Raw genomic sequence first — 20659 nt, forward strand, 5'->3', positions numbered from 1 at the left:
GTCAGCCGAAGGTGCGGTAGCCGTCCCGGTAGACGATCAATGGCCCGCCCTGGACGTCGGGAGCGTCCAGGGCGAGGACCTCGCCCACCACGAGGCTGTGGTCGCCGCAGTCGTGGACGGCGTGGGTCCGGCACTCCAGGGCGGCCACCCCGCCAGTGAAGATCACCGCACCGGTGACCGCCCCGCGCCCCTGCCCCGGACCGTCGACCTCCGGACGACCGACCTCAGGGGCGCTGGCGTCCGGGGCGGCGGTGTCCGGGGCGGCGGTGTCCGGGGCGGCGGTGTCCGGGGCGGCGAAGCGCTCGGCGATGGCGCGCATGTCCTCGGACAGCACCGAGACCGCCCACCGGCCGCCGCGCAGCACCGCGCCGTGGAACGGCGCGGCCTTCGCCACCGAGACCATGACCAGCGGCGGGTCGAGCGAGACCGAGGTGAAGGCGGTCACCGTCAGCGCGTGGTCGGCGCCGCCCGCGACGGTGGTCACGACCGTGACCCCGGTGGCGAACCGCCCGGCCACCTGCCGGAGCAGCTCCGCGTCCACCACGGGCGGTCCGGGACGCATCGGGGGAACGGCGCTCACGGGCGGCGGGCGTCGCGCGGGGCGCCTGCCGTCAGCCAGGCCCCCGACGGGTTGCGGGCCGGGACCAGCGACACCGCGACCACCGCCGCGACCAGGCCGCCCACGATGTAGACGTATCCGGCCGTGGTCCCGGGGACGACCAGGTCGCCCTCGGGCTGCTGCATGGACATGACGAACGTCACCACCGCCCAGACGATCGCCGGGATCAGCGCGCCGAGCCGGGTGCCCATGCCCCAGCCCGCCGCGCGCACCATCACGAAGACCAGCCCGACGAGCACGATCGCCGCGACCGGCACCGATCCGGACGACCAGTCCTGGGAGAACGACCCGATCAGGCCCGCGATGCCGCCCAGCAGGCCGAGCGCCGCGTAGGCCGCGCCGGACACGAACGCGTCGAGCGCCACCTCGCCCGGCGGCCCTTCGGGGGCGTCGGCGGGCGAGGCCCCCGGCTCGGCGGCGCCCCCGGAGCCGGGGGCGGAAGCGGAGGCGGGGGGCGCCCCGGGGTCCGCGGCGTCGCCGCGGGAGTCGTCCGGACGGTCGTCCTGGGCCGGCCGCGCCGCGCTCCGGTCCGGGTTCGCGGCCCGGTCCGGTTCGGGCGCCCGGTCCGTCGAGGGTTCGTCGTCCTTGTCCACGGACGTCAGCGTATCCAGCCGGTCAGCCCTGCGGGCCCGCCAGCCCGGCGAACAGGTCGGTCTCCCGCTTGGACGCCCCCACCGGGCCGCGCTCGCCCGCCTGGAGGATGAAGTACTCGGTGCCGAACGCCTGCTGGCCCAGGTTGTTGGACAGGGCGAAGTACGGCCCGACCCGCTCGGGCGCCACCACCACCTGGGTCCGGTGCGCGCGCAGCGCCGCGAGCTTGGCGGGCAGGTGCGCGCGGGCGTCCACCGCCGTGGTGACCTGCCCGTCGGCCACCCCCGAGCCCAGCTCGTCGAGCCCGGCGACCCGGGCGAACGGGAGCCGCGCCTCGCGCATCACCGCGATCGCGCGGGCCAGCACCGTCCGGGGCGTGGCGTAGGCGTAGAACTTGGCGGCCTGCCAGGGCTCGGCGCCGTCCTCGTGCGCGGGGTCGGCGGCCAGCTCGAACGCACGGGTGGCGACCCGGTGCGCCTGGATGTGGTCGGGATGCCCATAGTTGCCGCGCTCGTCATAGGTGACGATCACCTGCGGCCGGACCTCCCGGACGACCGCGGCCAGCGCCCCGGCGGCCTCGTCGACTTCGGCGCGCCAGAAGCAGCGCGGGTCGTCGTTGGTGGGGGCGCCCATCATCCCCGAGTCGCGCCAGTGGCCCGGCCCCCCGAGGAACCGGTGGTCGCGCACGCCGAGGGCCGCGCACGCCTCGGCGAGCTCGCCGATGCGGTACTCGCCCAGCCGGTCCTCCTTGCCGGAGGCCAAGTGGCGCAGCTCATCGGGGATGATCTCGCCCTCCTCGCCGAGCGTGCACGTGACGAGACAGACCTGGGCGCCCTCGGCGGCGTATTTGGCCATGGTCGCCCCGGTCCCGATGGACTCGTCGTCCGGATGGGCGTGGACGAACAGGATCCGCGGCTCCTTCATAGTCGACGAGCCTACTCAGCGCTGGGACCGGGACGGATGACCACCCTGCCCGGCCTAGGGTCTGTTTCAAAAATGCCTCGGCCGTCGCGCGAGCGCGTTACCCGCACGGTGGGGCGATGCCGGAGGCGGGCCTCAGCGGGCGGATCGCGAAGCGATGCCGCGCTCGCCAAGGCCCGGTAAGGCACGAGCCGCCAGGCGAGCGCCGTAGGCCGGGACTTTGAAACACGGCCTAGTCGCCGTCCCCCGGAAGACCGCCGTGCCCACCGCCGCCATTGCCGCCACCGCCGCCGCCGGAGCCGGGGCCGCCGGTGCTGGTGCCGCCGGTGGACGGCGGGGTGACCGGGCCCGACGACGGGGGCTCCGGCGAGGTCGGCGGCTCCGTGGTCGGCGCGGACGTCTCGGGCATGCTGGTCCGCGGGGTCGTGGTCCGCGGGGTCCGGGTGGGGATCTTGGTGGGCTGGGGCTCGGGCTCGGTGCCCTCGTCGGTGGTGGGGGTCTCCGAGGGGGACTCGGATTCGCTCACCGAGGGCGAGGTCGGCGTTTCGGGGGTCTTCCCGCCGCGATTGGCCAGCACCACGCCGCCGATGATCAGCAGCGCGAGCACCGCCAGGACGCCGATCACCAGCGGCGCCTTGGACCGGTGCTCGGGCTCGTACGGGGCGCGGTGGCCGCCGCCGGCCGGACGCCTGCCACCGCCACCGCCGCCGCCTCCGGGACCGTAGCCGGGCGCCGGGGGCAGCGAGCCGCCGTACTCGGCCGGCGAGACCCGCTGGGTGCGCGCGACCGGCTGCGTCGAGCCGGGGACCGCGGCACCGCCCGCCATGTGCGAGCCCTCGGCCAGCAGCGCGGTGGCCTGCGCCGGGTCGTCCATCCGGGTCTGCGCGGCCGGGCCGCTGCCGATCAGGGCCATCATGAGCTGCTGCGCGGTGGGCCGCCGCTCGGGCTCCTTGACCAGGCACGCCGCGATCAGCCGGTGCAGGTCGGCCGGCACGCCCTCCAGCGACGGCGGCTCGTTCATCACCCGGTTGATCACCGCGACCACGGTGTCGTCGCCGAACGGGGGGCGCGCGGTCGCCGCGTACACGATGGTGGTGGCCCAGGCCCAGACGTCCACCGCCTCGGTGAGCGTCGCGCCCGCCACCTGCTCGGGCGCCATGTAGGACGGGGTGCCGATCGCCTTGGTCGCGGCGGTCTGCCCGGTGTCGAGGGCCCGCGCGATCCCGAAGTCGATCACCCGCGGCCCGTCCGGCGCCATGATCACGTTGTGCGGCTTGAAGTCGCGGTGCACGATCCCGGCCTGGTGGATGGCCACCATCGCGGTCGCGGTGCCGATCGCGAGCCGGTCGAGCGCGGCGCCGGTGATCGGCCCGCTCTCGGTGATCTGCTGGTAGAGCGAGGGGCCGGGGACGTACTCGCTGGCGATGTAGGGCTGGTTGCCCGCGGCGTCGGCCTCCAGCACCTGCGCGGTGCAGAACCGGGCGACCTGCTTGGCCGCCTGCGCCTCGCGGACGAACCGGTTGCGGGCGGAGGTGTCCTCGACCAGGTCGGCGCGCAGCAGCTTGATGGCGGCCTTGTTCCCGGAGGCGTCGGCTCCCAGGTAGACGACGCCCTGGCCGCCCTCACCCAGCCGTTCGAGGATCTCGTAGGACCCCAGCCGCCGGGGATCTCCCGGTTGCAGCTCCGGCATGGACCCACTCCTTAGCGCGGCGACAAGTTGTTTCGGGGGAAGCTTTGAGCTTACGCGAGCGAACTCTTGAGCACGGGTCGTTCCCCGCCCCGGGGCACGATTCGTGATCAAGACCTCGCCCGGCGTGCCCGGCCGCGCGGGACCCCCTCCACGCGCGGCACCGCACTGCACGACACGCGCGGCGCCATGCGGCGCCGCGCCGTGCAACACACGGCACGCGCCGGAATCATAGGGGGTCCGGCTGACAGACTCGGCTGTCATGAGCATCAGCTATCCGCGGCAGAGCGCCCGCACCCGTCGGTTCACCCTCGGCGTCCCGCGCGCCTTCCAGATCGCGCCGGACGGCACCCGCGTCGCCTTCCTGCGCACCAAGGCCGGCGACGACCCGGTCACCTGCCTGTGGAAGCTGGACACCGCGACCGGCGAGGAGCGCCTGGTCGCCGACCCCACCACGCTGGACGTGCCGGGCGAGGAGAACCTGCCCGCCGAGGAGCGGGCCCGCCGCGAGCGCGCCCGCGAGCAGGCCGGCGGCATCGTCGGCTACGCGGCCGACCGGGACCTGCGGCTCGCGGTCTTCACCCTCGGCGGCCTGCTGTTCGTCGCCGACCTCGAGTCCGGGAAGGTGCGGGACCTGCCCGCGCGGGCGCCGGTGTTCGACCCGCGTCCCGACCCGGCGGGGCGCCGGGTGGCGTACGTGTCGGGCCGGACCTCGCGGGTGATCGAGATGGACGGCTCGGACGACCGGGCGCTGGTCCAGCCGGAGACCGACCAGATCTCCTACGGGCTCGCGGAGTTCATCGCGGCCGAGGAGATGGGCCGGATGCGCGGGCACTGGTGGTCCCCCGACGGCGGCACGCTGCTGGCCGCCCGGGTCGACGAGACCCCGGTACTGCGCTGGCACATCGCCGACCCGGCCAACCCCGAGCGGACCCCGGTGGAGATCGCCTACCCGGCGGCGGGCACGCCCAACGCGATGGTCTCCCTGGTGCTGCTCAAGGTCGACGGCGGCCGGCTCGCGGTGGCGTGGGACCGCGGCGAGTTCCCCTACGTCGTCACCGCCGCCTGGGACCGGCACGGCCTGCTGATCGTCACCCAGTCGCGGGACCAGCGGTCCCAGCGGATCCTCAAGGTCGACCCCAGCAACGGCGCGACCACCCTGCTGCACAACGCGCACGACCCGGTGTGGACCGACATCGTCCCGGGCCTGCCCGCCCGCACCGGCAAGGGCGGGCTGGTCTGGGTCGCCGAGGACCGCGAGACCGGCACCCGCCGGCTCACCGTCGCGGGCGAGCCGGTCACTCCGGCCGGACTGCAGATCCGGTCGGTCCTCGGGGTGGAGGGCGACACCGTCCTGTTCACCGCCTCCGAGGAGCCCACCGAGACGCACCTGTGGTGGTACGCGCCGGAGAAGCTGGTCCGGCTGAGCGAGGGCCGGGGGGTGTTCGGCGGCGCCCGCTCCGGCGAGGTCACGGTGGTGACCGGGTCGCGGCTGGACCGTCCCGGCGCCACCACCGAGGTCCGGGCTCCCGGCGGCACCCACCTGGTCGCCTCGCTCGCCCAGACCCCGGTGATCACGCCGCGGGTGGAGCTGCTGCGCGCGGGCGACCGCGAGATCCGCACCGCCGTGGTGCTGCCGACCGGGTGGGAGCCCGGCGCGGGCCGCCTGCCCGTGCTGCTCGACCCGTACGGCGGCCCGCACGCGCAGCGGGTCGTCGCCGTGCAGCGCGCCTACTACGAGGCGCAGTGGCTGGCCGACCAGGGCTTCGCCGTCGTCATCGCGGACGGCCGCGGCACCCCCGGGCGGGGCCCGATCTGGGACCGCGCCGTCCGCGGCGACTTCGTCGAGCCGGTGCTCCAGGACCAGATCACCGCGCTGATGGAGGCGGCCAGGCTGCACCCGGCCGCGCTCGACCTGGACCGGGTCGGCATCCGCGGCTGGTCGTTCGGCGGCTGGCTCGCGGCGCTCGCGGTGCTGCGCCGCCCGGACGTGTTCCACGCGGGCGTCGCGGGGGCGCCGGTGACCGACTGGCGGCTGTACGACACCCACTACACCGAGCGCTACCTCGGCCACCCGGACGAGGACCCGGAGTGCTACGACGCCAACTCGCTCATCGGCCTCGCCGGGAAGCTGGAGCGCCCGCTCCTGCTCATCCACGGCCTCGCCGACGACAACGTGGTGGCCGCGCACAGCCTGCGGCTGTCGTCGACCCTGCTGGCGGCGGGACGCCCGCACACCGTGCTCCCGCTCTCGGGCGTCACCCACATGACCCCGCAGGAGGTCGTCGCGGAGAACCTGCTGACCATCCAGGTCGACTTCCTCAAGAACGCCCTCGCGCGCTGAGCGGCCGGGCCGCTGCGTCGCCGCGCCGTGCCGCCCGCCCGCCCGCCCAGGATCTTGGGCGGGCACGACGCAGCGGCGGACAGCGGCGGACGCGGGTCCCGGGGGGCGCTCAGCCGTCGGTGGCGGGTGCCTTGCCGCCGTGCCAGGACGACCAGAGGGCGGCGTACGAGCCGTCCGCCGCGATCAGCTCGTCGTGCGTGCCGAGCTCGGTGATGCGGCCGTCCTCCACCACCGCGACACGGTCGGCGTCGTGCGCGGTGTGCAGGCGGTGCGCGATGGCCACGACCGTGCGGCCGTCCAGCACGGCGGCCAGCGAGCGCTCCAGGCGGCGCGCGGCGCGCGGGTCGAGGAGGGCGGTCGCCTCGTCCAGCACCAGCGTGTGCGGGTCGGCCAGCACCAGGCGGGCCAGCGCGAGCTGCTGCGCCTGGGCCGGCGACAGCGTCTCGCCGCCCGAGCCCACCACCGCGTCCAGGCCGGGCCCGTCGAAGCCGACGGCCTCCAGCACCCGCGTGATCGCGGCGTCGGCGGCGTCCGGGCGGGCCATCACCAGGTTCTCGCGGAGCGTGCCGCGGAACACGTGGTGCTCCTGGGTGACCAGAGCGACCTGGCCGCGCAGCTCGTCCAGCGGCAGCTCCACCAGCGGAACCGGCCCGCCCTGCCCGCCCTGCCCGTCCCGCTCGTCCCGCTCGTCCGGCCCGCCCGGGGGGACGGGATCGGAGCCGACGGCGACCGAACCCGAGCGGGGGCCGTCGACGCCCGCCAGGAGACGGCCGAGCGTCGACTTGCCCGCGCCGCTCGGCCCGACCATCGCCAGCCGTTCCCCCGGCCGCAGGTCGAGGTCGACGCCGTGCAGCACGTCCTGGCCCGGACGGTAGGAGTAGCGCACGTCGCTGGCGGTCAGCCGCTCCCCCACCGGACGGCGGCCGTTCGGGACGCGGTCGGGCGGCACGTTGCCCACGCCGAGCAGCCGGGCCAGCGACGCGCCGCCGAGCTGGAGCTCGTCCAGCCAGTCCAGCAGTTGCTCGACCGGTCCGATGAGCTGCTGCACGTACAGCGTCGCAGCCGTCACCTGCGCCAGCGACGCCATCCCGCGCGTGTAGAAGTAGCCGCCGATCAGCAGGGTGGACGCCACCGGCAGCACGAAGCTCATCCCGATCACCGGATACAGGACGGTGCGCAGCCCCAGCGTGTAGCGCTCGACCGCGTAGCTGCCCGCGATGTCGGCGTCGCCGCGCCGGTGCCGGCGGTCCGCGAGGCCGAACGCCTCGACCGTCCGGGCGCCGTGCACGGTCTCGGCCAGGCCGTCGGCCAGCTCGGCCCACGCCTCGTTCTCCCGCAGGTACCCGGAGTGGGCGCGGCGCAGGTACCAGCGCATCACGCCCCACAGGAACGGGACGGCGATCAGGCACGGCAGCGTGACCAGCGGCCCGGTCAGCAGCAGCGCGCCGAGCGTGAACACCGTCGCGACCAGCGCGACGAGCGTCTCGGGCACCGCGTACCGGACGGACGTGCCCAGCGTGTCGACGTCCCGCGAGGTGCGGCTGACCAGGTCGCCGGTGCCCGCGCGCTCGACGGTCGACAGCGGCAGCGCGAGGACCCGGTCGACGAACTCCTCCCGCAGCTCGGCCAGCACCCCCTCGCCGAGCCGCGCGGACGCGTAGTAGGCGTACCGGGTCAGCACGCCCTGCGCGATCACGAACACCGCGATGGCGAGGCCGACCGCGTTGATGTCGGCGCCTCCGTCCCGGACGCCCTCCACCAGGTCGCCGAGCAGCCGCGGCGCGACCAGGCCGGTCACTGTGGCCAGTCCGTGCAGCGCCAGCGCGCCTCCCAGCGCGCGCGGGTGCCGCAGCATCAGCCGCCGCGCGTACGCGCGCACCTGCGCGGACGTCGCCACCGGCAGGATCTCCGTGCTCACCGCTCCCCCAGTCCCTGGTATCGATCGGATGATGAACGGGCGCGGCGTCGCGATCGCCGGCGCCTCGCTCATGGGTGCCTCTCCATAGGCACCTCTCCACAGGCACCTCTCCACGGGCACCTCGCCGCGGTCATGGACGGGCCGCGGCCTCCTCCCTCGTGACGGTGGCCGCGTAGCGCGGCTCGGTGTCCAGGAGGTCCCGGTGCGCGCCCTCCGCGACGACGCGTCCGCGCTCGACGAACACGACGTGGTCGGCGCGGTCGAGCACGAGCGGGCTGGTCGTGCACACCACCGTGGTGCGGCCCGCCCGCGCCGGGCCGAGCCGGCCCGCGATGCGCGCCTCGGTGTGCGCGTCGACCGCGCTGGTCGGCTCGATCAGGACGAGCACCTCGTGGTCGGCGGCCAGGGCGCGCGCGAGCCGGAGCCGCTGCCGCTGCCCGCCGGAGAACTCCCGCCCGGCCTCGGCGACGTGCCCGTCCAGCCCGGACGCGGCCACGATGTCCTCGGCGCTCGCGGTGCGCAGCGCCCGGCCGAGCAGGTCGTCGCCGGACGCCTGCGTGCCGGTGCCGGTGGCCAGCGAGTCCCTGAGCGTCCCGGAGAACAGGCGGTCCTCGTTGACGGCCACCAGGATGCGCTCGCGTATCCCGGCGACGTCGGCGAGCGGCACGCCCCCGTAGGTCACCTCGCCGTCGGCGTACCGGCCGAGCCGGTCGGCGATCGCCTGCGCGTCGCGCGGCTCGGCCGCCGCGACGGCGGTGAACACGCCCGGTCGGACGACCAGGCCGGACGCGACGTCGACCAGCTCGGCCGGGCCGTCCGGGCGGGCGGTGCCAGTACCGGGCAGCTCGGGGTCCATCGCCAGCATCCGGACGACCCGCGCGGCCGACACGTGGGCCTTGGTGAACTTGCCGGCGGCCTCGCCGAACGTCTTCAGCGGCTGGATCAGGAACACCGCGTAGCCGTAGAACGCGACCAGCTGCCCGACGCTGAGCGTCCCGTCCGCCGTGAACCGGGCGCCGACCCAGGTGACCAGCGCGACCAGCAGGCCGGGGAGCAGGATCTCGGCGCCGCTCAGCATCGACTCGGCCCGCGCCACGTCCACGCCGGCCCGCCGCACCCGCTGCGACTCGGCCCGGTAGCGGCCCGCGAACAGCTTCTCGCCGCCGACGCCGCGCAGCACCCGGAGCCCGGCGACCAGGTCGGTCGCGTGGGTGTTCAGCTCGCCGATCAGCTCGCGGTGGCGGTGCTCGCGCTCGCGCAGGGGGCGCAGCAGCGGGGCCGCCGCCAGCAGGATCAGCGGCACACCGACCAGCACGATCAGGCCGAGCGGCGGCGAGGCGGCCAGCAGGATGATCGCCACCACCACGACGGCCACGACCGAGCCCGCCCCGCGCGCCAGGATGTCGAGCGCGTCCCCGATGTGCGCGACGTCGGAGATCCCGACGCTCACCACCTCGCCGGCGCTGAGCCGCCGGTGCAGCGACGCGCCCAGCCTGGTCGACTGCCGGGTGACGACCTGGACAGTGCGGTACGCGGCCGACAGCCAGTTGAAGACCGCGACGCGGTGCCGGGCGACGCCGCTCAGGGCCTGGACGACGCCGAGCGCGACCATCGCCCCCGTCCAGGCGAGCAGCGCCCGGGTGTCCTTGGCCGCCACCCCCTGGTCGATGGCCCGGCCGACCGCGGCGGGCATGAGCGCCTGGCTGAGCATCCAGACCACGCCGAGCAGGCCGCCCCAGGCGACGCCGCGCCGCTGGACACGGGCCAGCCAGAGCAGGTAGCGCGCCGGCGTCCGCTGGTCCGGCGTCCCAGGATCTTCGACCGGCAATGGCTTCACGGCTCGCAGACTATTTCGCCGCGGCCTGGGAACTCGACTGGTTTTCCGGCCCGGCGGGCGGGCCGGACCACGGCCGCCGCGGCCCCCCGAGCAGGGCCGGAACGGATGGGGATCAAGGGACGGGAGAGCTGGCGGAACGGTCCGGGTTCACGGTCCCGGGGGTGCGGGGGCACGAGCGGAGGCGCTAGGGTCAGAGCGTACGGAGCGACGCTCCTCCGCTCCTTGAGCCGGGACCACAGGCGGCTAGGCAGATGCCGCTGCCCGGCGCGGTCCGGCCCGCCGGACCCGCTCCGCGCGGGTCCCCACGGGACGGTCCGGCCGTTGCCAGTGCCGCCGCCCAGCCGACAGTCCGGAAGCTTTCTGTGAGCACCACCAGCCATCAGGCGCATCCCCTCACTCCGGGGACCGAGGACAGGATCGACCTGCTCCTCATCGACGAGGACCCCTCCGACGTGTTCCTCGTCGAGAAGATGCTGGCCGAGAGCGGCATGGACATCACGATGACCATCGCCGACGGCCTCGGCGCGGCGCGGGCCAAGCTGACCCGCCGCACCCAGTGCATCATCGTCGACCTGTCCGCCCCCGACACCGACCGGCTGGAGGGGCTGCGCGAGGTCCTGGCCATGTCCGGCTCCGCCGCGGTCGTGGTGCTGACCGGACTGAACGACAGCCACCTGGGCGTCCGCGCGGTCGCCGCCGGCGCCGAGGACTACCTGGTCAAGCAGGAGGTCGACGGGCCGCTGCTGGCCCGCGCGATCCGCTACTCGATCGAGCGCAAGCGGGCCGAGGAGACCGAGCGGCGGCTGGTCGAGGCGCGCATCCTGGGCCGCGAGAACGCGCGTTTGGAACGTGGCCTGCTGCCCGTCCCGCTGATCGACGACCCGACGCTGCAACACCACGCCCGCTACCGGCCGGGCCGTCGCCGGGCGCTGCTCGGCGGCGACTTCTACGACACCGTGCAGACCGAGGGCGGCGCGGTGCACCTGATGATCGGCGACGTGTCCGGGCACGGCCCGGACGAGGCCGCCCTCGGCGTGCAGCTCCGGATGGCCTGGCGCACGCTGGTGCTGGCCGGGCACGGCGGCGAGCAGCTCCTGGGCACCCTCGACACCGTCCTCGGGCACGAGCGGCGCAGCGAGGAGATCTTCACCACGCTGTGCATGATCACCATCGCGCCGTCCGGCCGCACCGCGCGGATGCACCTGGCCGGGCATCCGGCGCCGCTGCTGTTCCGCGACGACGGCGGCCCCCTAGTGGCCGCGCTGCCCGAGTACGCGCACGGCCCGGCGCTCGGCCTGGTGACCGGCGCCGAGTGGCCCACCACCGAGATCGACCTCGGCGAGGACTGGGGCCTGATGCTCTACACCGACGGCCTGATCGAGGGCCGGATCGGCGCGGGCGCGGCCCGGCTCGGCACCGACGGGCTGGTCGGGCTGGCCCGCCGGGCCCGCGAGCGCGGCACCCGCGGGCGGGCGCTCATCGACGAGCTGGTCGCCGAGGTCGAGCAGCTCAACGGCGACGCCCTCACCGACGACCTGGCCGTGCTGCTGCTCACCCGGCGGCCCCCGTCCTGACGGCCCGGCCGGGTGTCCGGGGCGTCCTGACCCGGGCGCCCTGACCCGCGAGTGTGCCGCGCGTCACGGAAAACCCGAGTTCCCGATGGAGTTGTGAGGTCACTCACCTCCGCCCTCGTCCCTGGTGGCGCGGCACCCCGTACTGCACTGCTCATAGCCTGCGGCTATCGGATCAAGTGCTGTGATGACTTGGAACTCTTCACCGGGGCGGACATAACGTTCGCGACGTGGCTATAGCGATACCTGCGATCTACCGCTCGACCGTCGGCAAGAAGGCCGTCATGGCCGTGACCGGCGGCATCCTCGTGCTCTTCCTGCTCATGCACATGATCGGGAATCTCAAGATCTTCCTTGGTGCCGAGGACTTCAACCATTACGCGCACTGGCTGCGCACGGTCGGCGAGCCCGCGGTCCCGCGCCGCACGGTGCTGACCGTCACCGAGATCGTGCTGGGCCTCGCGGTCGTGCTGCACATCTGGTCGGCGGTGTCGCTGGGCCGCCGGGCCCACGAGGCGCGGCCGGTGAAGTACCAGGCGAAGAAGAAGTCGCACGCGCAGGGCTACGCCATCCACACCATGCGGTACGGCGGGGTGACCATCCTGCTGTACATCATCTGGCACCTGCTGGACCTGACCTTCTTCGTGGTCAACCCCAAGGGCGGCGACGCCACCCCGTACGAGCGGATGGTCGCCGACTTCGACCCGTCCCGCTGGTTCATCACCGTCTGGTACGTCGTGGCGATCCTGCTGGTCGGGCTGCACCTGCACCACGGCGTCTGGAGCGCGTTCCAGACGCTGGGGCTGCGCACCCCCCGCAGTGAGCGGGCCCTGCGCGGCCTCGCCGTCGCGGTCGCCGCCGTGGTGACCGCCGGCTTCATCTCCGTCCCCGTCTCCATCACCGCCGGATGGGTGAGCTGAACATGAGCGAGAGCTTCTACGAGCCGGGCGAGCCGCTGCGCGACGCCAAGGCGCCCGCGGGCCCGATCGAGGACCGCTGGACCACGCGCAAGTTCGAGGCCAAGCTGGTCAACCCGGCCAACAAGCGCAAGAAGAAGATCATCATCATCGGCACCGGGCTGGCCGGCGGCTCGGCCGGCGCGACCCTCGGCGAGGCCGGCTACCAGGTCCAGCAGTTCTGCTTCCAGGACAGCCCGCGCCGCGCCCACTCGATCGCCGCGCAGGGCGGCATCAACGCCGCCAAGAACTACCGCAACGACGGCGACAGCGTGCACCGGCTGTTCTACGACACCGTCAAGGGCGGCGACTTCCGCGCCCGTGAGTCCAACGTGCACCGGCTCGCCGAGATCTCCACCCAGATCATCGACCAGTGCGTCGCGCAGGGCGTCCCGTTCGCCCGCGAGTACGGCGGCCTGCTCGACAACCGCTCGTTCGGCGGCACCCAGGTCTCCCGGACGTTCTACGCCCGCGGCCAGACCGGGCAGCAGCTCCTGCTGGGCGCCTACCAGGCGCTGATGCGGCAGGTGGACGCCGGGAACGTGGAGCTGTTCGCGCGGCACGAGATGCTCGACCTGATCATGGAGGACGGCCGGGCCCGCGGCGTCGTCGTCCGCGACCTGATCAACGGCGAGATCAAGCACTACACCGCCGACGCGGTGGTGCTGGCGTCCGGCGGCTACGGGAACGTGTACTTCCTGTCCACCAACGCCATGGGGTCCAACGTCACCGCGTCCTGGCGGGCGCACCGGCACGGCGCCTACTTCGCCAACCCCTGCTACACCCAGATCCACCCGACCTGCATCCCGGTCAGCGGCGACCACCAGTCGAAGCTGACGCTGATGTCGGAGTCGCTGCGCAACGACGGCCGGGTGTGGGTGCCGGAGAAGGCCGGCGACACCCGCAGGCCGTCCGACATCCCCGAGGGCGAGCGCGACTACTACCTGGAGCGCATCTACCCCTCCTACGGCAACCTGGTCCCCCGCGACATCGCCTCCCGCGCCGCCAAGAACGTGTGCGACGAGGGCCGCGGCGTCGGGCCCGGCGGCCTCGGCGTCTACCTCGACTTCGCCGACGCGATCGAGCGGCTCGGCCGCAAGAGCGTCGAGGCCAAGTACGGGAACCTGTTCGAGATGTACGAGCGGATCACCGGCGAGAACCCCTACGACACGCCGATGCGGATCTACCCGGCCGTGCACTACACGATGGGCGGGCTCTGGGTCGACTACGACCTGTCGTCCAACATCCCCGGCCTGTTCGTGATCGGCGAGGCCAACTTCTCCGACCACGGCGCCAACCGGCTCGGCGCGTCCGCGCTGATGCAGGGCCTGGCCGACGGCTACTTCGTCCTGCCGAACACCGTCGGCGACTACATCGCCCGCACCTCCCTCCCCCCGGTCGGCGACGCCGCCGTCCAGGAGGCCGCGGAGCGCGTCACCGGGCAGATCGACAAGCTGCTCTCGATCGACGGCGACCGCACCGTCGACTCCTTCCACCGCGAGCTCGGCCACATCATGTGGGAGTACTGCGGGATGGAGCGCACCGACGAGGGCCTGCGCAAGGCCCTGGAGCTGATCCCCGCGCTGCGCGCGGAGTTCTGGACCCGGGTCAAGGTCACCGGCAAGGGCGAGGAGCTCAACCAGCAGCTGGAGAAGGCCGGCCGGGTCGCCGACTTCCTGGAGCTCGGCGAGCTGATGGTCATCGACGCGCTGCACCGCTCGGAGTCGGCCGGCGGCCACTTCCGCGCCGAGAGCCAGGACGAGGACGGCGAGGCCAAGCGCGACGACGACAACTTCGCCTACGTCGCCGCCTGGGAATGGGGCGGAACGGGCGAACGGCCCGTCCTCCACCAGGAGGCCCTCGAGTTCGAATACGTCAAGCCCACGCAGAGGTCGTACAAGTAATCATGAAGCTCACACTGCGCGTCTGGCGCCAGCAGGGCCCCGAGGACAAGGGGTCGATGGTCGAGTACAAGATCGACGGCATCTCCGCCGACGCCTCGTTCCTGGAGATGCTGGACGTCCTCAACGAGAAGCTGATCGCGGACGGCGCCGACCCCATCGCGTTCGACCACGACTGCCGCGAGGGCATCTGCGGCATGTGCTCGCTGGTCATCAACGGCACCCCGCACGGCCCCGAGCGCGCCACCACGACCTGCCAGCTGCACATGCGCAAGTTCAAGGACGGCGAGGTCATCGACGTCGAGCCGTGGCGCGCCAAGGCGTTCCCGGTGGTCAAGGACCTGGTGGTCGACCGTTCGGCGTTCGACCGGATCATCCAGTCCGGCGGCTACATCAGCGCCGCCACCGGCACCGCGCCCGAGGCCCACTCGACCCCGGTGCCCAAGCCGGACGCCGACGCCGCGTTCGAGGCGGCCGAGTGCATCGGCTGCGGCGCCTGCGTCGCGGCGTGCCCGAACGGCTCGGCCGCGCTGTTCCTCGGCGCCAAGGTCACCCACCTCGGCCTGATGCCGCAGGGCCAGCCGGAGCGCTGGGACCGCGTGGTCGGCATGCTCGACACCCACGACGACGAGGGCTTCGGCGGCTGCACCAACACCGGCGAGTGCACCATCGCCTGCCCGAAGGGCATCCCCCTGGACGTCATCGGCCGCCTCAACCACGACTACCTCAGGGCCACCGTGGGCGGCAAGAAGAAGTAGCCGCCCGACCCCCAGAGCAGCCCCGCCCGGCGATGCCGGGCGGGGCTTCCACGTTCCAGGGCCCCGGGCCTGGCCCCGTGCCTGGCCTTATACCCCCACCTGCACGTGTCGTCATGCTTCGTGTGCGTCTCGGCCGGTCTGCGTACGGCCGAATACGGTCGCAACCGGTCGGCCCGGGAACCAACCCCTCACGGACGGTGTCCAACAGAGCACACTCCGAGGAAGAGGTGGTCCGCGATGACGGTCGAACCCCTGCGATCGGGAGATCCCGAGAGCATCGGCGGCTACCGCCTGGCCGGCCGTGTCGGCGAGGGCGGCCAGGGCGTCGTCTACCTCGCCGAGCCGGCGGAGGCGCCCGGGAGGCGGGTCGCGCTGAAGGTCCCGCACAGCGCTCCCGGGGGCGGCGCCTCGATCGACCTCGACGAGATCGCCATCATCCAGCGGGTCGCGCGGTTCTGCACGGCGAGGGTCCTGGACGCCGGGATCGACGGCGACCGTCCCTACCTCGTCAGCGAGTACATCGACGGCCCCTCGTTGCAGAGCGTGGTCGAGTCGGGCGGCGCGCTGCGCGGGTCCGAGCTGGAGCGGCTGGCCGTCGGCACGATCACCGCGCTGGCCGCCACCCACGGCGCGGGGGTGGTGCACCGGGACTTCAAGCCGCACAACGTGCTGCTCGCCGCGGACGGCCCCCGGGTGATTGACTTCGGCGTCGCGACCACACTGGGCCGCTCCGGCGAGGGGCGGTCGGGGCCGTCGGGGACGCCTCGGTACATGGCGCCGGAACAGGTCCGGGGCGCGGCGGTCGGCGCGGCGGCGGACGTGCACGGCTGGGCGGTCACGATGACGTTCGCGGCCATCGGCAGCCGGGCGTTCGACGACGTCCTGCCGACCGGTTCGCACCGGCCCCTCCAGGTGGACCGGTTCCTGGTGGACCTCCCCTTGTGGCTGCGCACCGTGGTGGCGCCGTGCCTGGACGAGGATCCCGAGCAGCGCCCGCGCTCCCGCGAGCTGCTCCTCCACCTGCTCGGGCACGACCAGGAGGCGCTGCGGAGGTCCTCCGAAGAGCGGTCCGAACCGCCGGTGCGGCCCCCGGTGCCGGAGGCGGCGCCCCCGCTTCCGCGCGCGCCCACCGTCGGCCGCCGCCGGGCGGCCTCACCCCCGCGCCCGCCACATCCGGGCCCGGCGGACATGCTGCCGGGGCTGTGGCGGAGGTATCCGGCGGTCACGTTCGTCGCCGCGCTGGTCCTCGCCGGTGCGCTCGCCGCCGGTGTCGGGGCGCGGCTGGGGTCCCCGCCCGCCGGCCACCGGACGCGGGCGGCGGGCGCGGCCCCGGCGACCGCCCCGTCCCCGCGGCTGACCGTGGGATCGGCGGACTTCCCCGAGAACGTGCTGCTGAGCGAGATCTACGCGCAGGCCCTGGTGACCGCGGGCTTCAAGGTCACCCGGATGCGGAACATCGGCCCCCGCGAGGTCTACTTCCCCAAGGTGCTCTCCGGCGAGGTCGACGTCGTCCCGGAGTACAACGGGGCGCTCGCCTCGCACCTGGGCGGCCTGGGGGGCGACACCCGCGAGCCGATGACCACCGGGCGGGTCAACGGCAAGCTCGGGCGCGTGCTCCCGGACTCGCTGAGGGTGCTCGACTCGGCCAGGGCCGAGAACAACGACGCGATCGCCGTCACCCGGGAGACCGCGCGGAAGAACGGACTCCACTCCCTCGCCGACCTCAAGGGCGTGTCCGGGGACCTCGTGCTGGGCGCCGCGCCCGAGTTCGAGACCCGGCACCAGGGGCTGGTCGGGCTGAGAGAGGTCTACAAGGCGGCGTTCAAGGACTTCCAGCCCGTCCGGCCGGAAGACCACACGATGCTCGCGGAGCAGCTCACCAAGGGAACGCTGGACGTGGTGCGGCTGTTCACGACCGATCCGGCGATCCGCACCAACGACCTCATGGTGCTGACGGACCCGAAGCACATGTTCAGCGCGCAGAACGTCACGCCCCTGGTGGCGGCCGACGTGGGCGCCAAGGCAGCGGCGGCGCTCAACGCGGTCTCCGCGAGGCTGACCACGGAGGACCTGCTCTACATGAACACGCGGATGGCGGTCGACAGGAGCCGGGTCGAGGCGATGGCCAAGGCATGGCTCGTCCAGACCGGTCTCGGCTGAGCGCGGCACGGGGACCGGGCCGGGGCGGTCACCGCTCTGGGCGGCCCTCGGATGGGAGCGCCGGTTCGATTGCATACAACTCCCTGACAATTTGCCGCCAAAGACTGGATTTTGCCCCGAATTGCGTGCAATCTAGCGCGTGGTGGGTGACGCGCTCCGCGGACGAGTCCGCGTGGCCGGCCCCGCCTGCGCGACGGCATGAAGGGTGGCTGGACATGAGCACCGGCGTATCCACGCCAGACGACACCGCGGAACCGCCACAGCGGCGGTTGACGCGCCGAACGATGATCTCCGGGCTCGGCCTGACCGCCGCGAGCGCCACCATCATGGGCGCCGCCGGCGGCACGGCCGCCGCCGCCACCCGGCCGGGCGATCGCCCGGACCCCCGGCACCACCCGCGAAAGGCGAAGAAGATGAAGCTGACCACGCTGGCCGACGGCCTGCTGTTCCCCGAGGGGCCGGTCGCCCTGCCCGGCGGCGACGTGCTCGTGGTGGAGATCCACCGCGGCACGCTCACCCGGATCAAGCCGGACGGCACCACCTCGGTCGCGGCCCAGGTCGGCGGCGGCCCCAACGGCGCCGCGCTCGGCCCGGACGGCCGCGTCTACCTCGCCAACTGCGGCGGCCTGCGCCGCTTCGAGGTGGGCGGCTTCGTCTTCGCCGGCGGCATCCCCGACGACTACGAGAGCGGCAGCATCCAGGCGGTCGACCTGACCACCGGCGCGGTCGAGACCCTCTACACCGAGGCAGACGGGCAGCAGCTCCGCGGCCCGAACGACCTGGTCTTCGACGCCCACGGCGGCATCTACTTCACCGACTACGGCAAGAGCGACGGCGTCACCGCCGACAAGGGCCGGCTGTACTACGCGAAGGCCGACGGCTCGTCCATCAAGATGATCGCCGGCGGGATGGAGGGCCCCAACGGCATCGGCCTCTCCCCGGACGGCAAGCGGATGTACGTCAGCGAGACCTACACCGCGCGGGTCTGGTGGTGGGACGTCACCGGCCCGGGCCAGATCGAGGGCGGTAGGTCGCTCGGCGGGTCCGGCGGCGGCAACTTCCTGTACACCGCGCCCGACTACACCAACTTCGACTCCCTCGGCGTCGACGGGCACGGCAACGTCTGCGTCGCCTCGATGATCCACTCCGGGATCTCCGTGGTGAGCCCGAAGGGCAAGCTGGTGGACTTCGTCGAGATCGACGTGGACGACGACCCCGGGATCACCAACATCTGCTGGGGCGGCCCGGACATGCGCACCGCCTACATCACCGCGTCCAGCACCGGGAAGCTGCTGAAGGCCGAGTGGCCCCGTCCGGGCCTCAAGCTCAACTACGGAGGCTGACCCCGCCGGGACGGCCACCCGCGGGGAGACCAGGGCGGAGCGGCCGGGGCGGAGGCCCGCGAAGGTCAGGCGCTGACCAGGGTCTCCACCCCGGCCGGGAGGCTGCCGGCCAGCGCCGCCTCGACGAGGAAGGTCATCAGGGTGTCCTGAAAGGCCCGCGCCGCATGGGTGGGCTGGACGTCCTTGCGCCGCGCCAGCGCGATCGTGCGCAACAGGTCGGGCGGCGGCTGCGCGCGCCGGAGCTGCTGCCCGCCCACGGCGCCGGCGTCCGCGGGGACGTCCGGGCCGGGGCCGTTGGACCGTTCGGTCAGGACGAGCGGGGTCCCGCGCAGGCCGGGGCGGCCGGCGAGCACCATGCTCGGCACCACCGCGATGCCGAGGCCCGCCTCCACGAAGCGCAGCACCGCGTCCATCTCGCCGCCCTCGACCGCGAACCTCGGCTCGAACCCCGCCGCCCGGCACGCGCCGATGGTCGCCTCGCGCAGGTCGTAGCCCGAACGGAACATCACCAGCGGACGGTTCCGCAGGTCCTCGATCCGCAGGTGCGCGCGGCGCGGCACCTGCGCGGGCGACGTCCCGGCCGGGGACGCCACGACCAGGTGCTCGCGCAGGATCGGGGTCGTCTCCAGCGGCGGATCACCGTGCAGCGGCAGGATCACCAGCGCCAGGTCCAGCGACCCCCGGGTCAGCTCCCGCACCAGGTCGCGCGAGCCCCCCTCCTCCACCAGCAGCCGGATCCCGGGGTAGGCGTCGTGGAAGCGGCGCAGCACGTCGGCGAGCAGCCCCGCGCACAGCGAGGGCGTCGCGCCGAGACGGACCCGTCCGCGCCGCAGTCCCGCCAGCTCCTGCACCTCAAGCCGCGCGGTATCGACGTCGGCCAGTATCCGCTTGGCCAGCGGGAGCAGCGCCTCGCCCGCCGGGGTCAGCGTGATGTTGCCGCGGGCTCGGCTGAACAGCGAGGCGCCCAGCTCGGTCTCCAGCGCGCGGATCTGCTTGGACAGCGAGGGCTGCGCCACACGCAGGATCTCCGCCGCCTGGGTGAAGTGCCGCACCTCCGCGACCGCGACGAAGTAGGAGAGCTGCTGTAGCTGCATCCTGCACAGGGTACGGCCCCCGTCCCGGCCCACTTTGCGGCGCCCTGCCGTTACGCCAGGTCAGACACGCCCGTCTGCATGTCCGGCGCGGAGGCCCGGCCGGCCCGCGCCCCGGGAGGCGCGAGGCGGGGTCAGCGGGCGTGGCGGCGGAGCGCCTGGAGGTCGTGGACGATCACCCGGCGCCGGCCGGTCTCGATCCAGCCGTATCCGCGCAGGGTGCGCAGCGCCTTGCTGACCGCCTCGCGGGACGCGCCGACCCAGCCCGCCAGCTCCTCCTGCGACAGGTTGAGCGTGATCCGCACGCTCTCCTCGCCGGTGGTGCGGCTCCGGTACGGGGCGCCGAAGCGCTCGGCCAGCTCGACCAGGCGCTCGGCCACCCGCCCGGTCGCGTCGAACATGCCGAACTCGATCCGCTTGCGGTCGGCGTCCCGCCACCGCTGGCACAGCATCTGCATGATCAGGATCGAGACCCGGCCGTGTGCGCGGAGGAAGGCCATGAACTCGTCCGCGGTCAGCACGAGCGTCTGCACCGGCTCCAGGGCGGCCACCGTCGCCGAGCGGGGCAGCCCGTCGATCGCCGCCACCTCCCCCAGAAGCGAGCCCACGCCGCGCACCGCGAGCAGTGCCTCGCCGCCGTTCTCCCGGTAGGAGAACGCCTTCACCCGGCCTTTCAGCAGGACCGCCACCCAATTGGACTCCTCCCCCTCGCCGAAGAGGGTCTCTCCCCGATCGAAGTCACGGACCCGGGCGCGTGATTCCAGGTCGTCGCGTTCCACCGGGGTCAGCTCGGTGAGGAACGAGCCCGGTTCGAGGGCGCTCATGCCGACCACGCTAAAGGGAACCCAGCCGCCCGGGGCGCGGACCGCAATCACGAATGCATCACGCGTTGTGTGCACTTCTCCCTATTCACCGCTTGTCGGACGCGCGAGAGTGAATCGCGACGTATGGGGCCGTGAGGC

15 protein-coding genes are annotated in these 20659 nt (G+C 73.7%); 7 read left to right on the top strand and 8 right to left on the bottom strand.

The genetic code is table 11. The features are described from left to right. Window position 1: 1 nt before the first annotated feature. The 4 genes from QP090_RS08370 to QP090_RS08385 all read right to left on the bottom strand — a co-directional run bounded on the left by QP090_RS08370 (window position 2) and on the right by QP090_RS08385 (window position 3821). Window positions 2–562: a flavin reductase family protein gene (locus QP090_RS08370; RefSeq protein ID WP_285937961.1), complete on the bottom strand. Its 561-nt coding sequence runs from the start codon at window positions 560–562 to the stop codon at window positions 2–4. A 14-nt stretch (window positions 563–576) separates the two neighbouring features. Next, the gene (locus QP090_RS08375; RefSeq protein ID WP_285937962.1) at window positions 577–1212 is read right to left on the bottom strand and encodes a DUF6113 family protein; all 636 of its coding nucleotides are present in this window, start codon (window positions 1210–1212) and stop codon (window positions 577–579) included. A 22-nt stretch (window positions 1213–1234) separates the two neighbouring features. Next, the gene (mshB, locus tag QP090_RS08380; RefSeq protein ID WP_285937963.1) at window positions 1235–2134 is read right to left on the bottom strand and encodes an N-acetyl-1-D-myo-inositol-2-amino-2-deoxy-alpha-D-glucopyranoside deacetylase; all 900 of its coding nucleotides are present in this window, start codon (window positions 2132–2134) and stop codon (window positions 1235–1237) included. Window positions 2135–2363: 229 nt separating this feature from the next. After that, on the bottom strand, window positions 2364–3821 hold the full coding sequence (locus QP090_RS08385; protein WP_285937964.1) for a serine/threonine-protein kinase: 1458 nt from the start codon (window positions 3819–3821) through the stop codon (window positions 2364–2366). Between the two features lie 259 nt (window positions 3822–4080). On the opposite strand from QP090_RS08385, the gene QP090_RS08390 reads away from it, so the two are divergent. Further along, on the top strand, window positions 4081–6162 hold the full coding sequence (locus QP090_RS08390) for a S9 family peptidase (RefSeq protein WP_285937965.1): 2082 nt from the start codon (window positions 4081–4083) through the stop codon (window positions 6160–6162). A 109-nt stretch (window positions 6163–6271) separates the two neighbouring features. Here QP090_RS08390 and QP090_RS08395 read toward each other — a convergent pair whose 3' ends face one another. Further along, window positions 6272–8080, bottom strand: a complete 1809-nt coding sequence (locus QP090_RS08395) for an ABC transporter ATP-binding protein (RefSeq protein WP_285937966.1) — start codon at window positions 8078–8080, stop codon at window positions 6272–6274. Between the two features lie 130 nt (window positions 8081–8210). Next, window positions 8211–9917: an ABC transporter transmembrane domain-containing protein gene (locus tag QP090_RS08400; protein WP_285937968.1), complete on the bottom strand. Its 1707-nt coding sequence runs from the start codon at window positions 9915–9917 to the stop codon at window positions 8211–8213. A 362-nt stretch (window positions 9918–10279) separates the two neighbouring features. Here QP090_RS08400 and QP090_RS08405 point away from each other — a divergent pair, with 362 nt between their 5' ends. The 6 genes from QP090_RS08405 to QP090_RS08430 all read left to right on the top strand — a co-directional run bounded on the left by QP090_RS08405 (window position 10280) and on the right by QP090_RS08430 (window position 18606). Then, entirely contained in the window at window positions 10280–11491 is a 1212-nt protein-coding gene (locus QP090_RS08405) for a PP2C family protein-serine/threonine phosphatase (RefSeq protein ID WP_285937969.1), read from the top strand. Between the two features lie 227 nt (window positions 11492–11718). Then, a complete protein-coding gene (locus QP090_RS08410; RefSeq protein ID WP_285937970.1) occupies window positions 11719–12408 on the top strand; it encodes a succinate dehydrogenase cytochrome b subunit in 690 nt (229 codons plus the stop codon). A gap of 2 nt (window positions 12409–12410) precedes the next feature. After that, on the top strand, window positions 12411–14348 hold the full coding sequence (locus QP090_RS08415; protein ID WP_285937971.1) for a fumarate reductase/succinate dehydrogenase flavoprotein subunit: 1938 nt from the start codon (window positions 12411–12413) through the stop codon (window positions 14346–14348). Window positions 14349–14350: 2 nt separating this feature from the next. Further along, on the top strand, window positions 14351–15103 hold the full coding sequence (locus tag QP090_RS08420; RefSeq protein WP_285937972.1) for a succinate dehydrogenase/fumarate reductase iron-sulfur subunit: 753 nt from the start codon (window positions 14351–14353) through the stop codon (window positions 15101–15103). Between the two features lie 237 nt (window positions 15104–15340). After that, window positions 15341–17263 carry a glycine betaine ABC transporter substrate-binding protein gene (locus tag QP090_RS08425; protein WP_285937973.1) on the top strand — a complete coding sequence of 641 codons (1923 nt, stop codon included), beginning with the start codon at window positions 15341–15343 and terminating at the stop codon, window positions 17261–17263. Window positions 17264–17478: 215 nt separating this feature from the next. Beyond that, window positions 17479–18606 (top strand): SMP-30/gluconolactonase/LRE family protein, encoded by a 1128-nt coding sequence (locus tag QP090_RS08430; protein ID WP_285937974.1) that lies wholly within the window; start codon window positions 17479–17481, stop codon window positions 18604–18606. Window positions 18607–18671: 65 nt separating this feature from the next. Here QP090_RS08430 and QP090_RS08435 read toward each other — a convergent pair whose 3' ends face one another. Next, window positions 18672–19700, bottom strand: coding sequence for a LysR family transcriptional regulator (locus QP090_RS08435; RefSeq protein ID WP_285937975.1), 1029 nt, complete (start codon window positions 19698–19700; stop codon window positions 18672–18674). 131 nt (window positions 19701–19831) lie between these two features. After that, window positions 19832–20521 (bottom strand): Crp/Fnr family transcriptional regulator, encoded by a 690-nt coding sequence (locus QP090_RS08440; protein WP_285937976.1) that lies wholly within the window; start codon window positions 20519–20521, stop codon window positions 19832–19834. Window positions 20522–20659: the final 138 nt, after the last annotated feature.

This window comes from Actinomadura xylanilytica, assembly GCF_030283145.1.
GTDB classification, from domain to species: Bacteria; Actinomycetota; Actinomycetes; order Streptosporangiales; family Streptosporangiaceae; genus Spirillospora; species Spirillospora xylanilytica.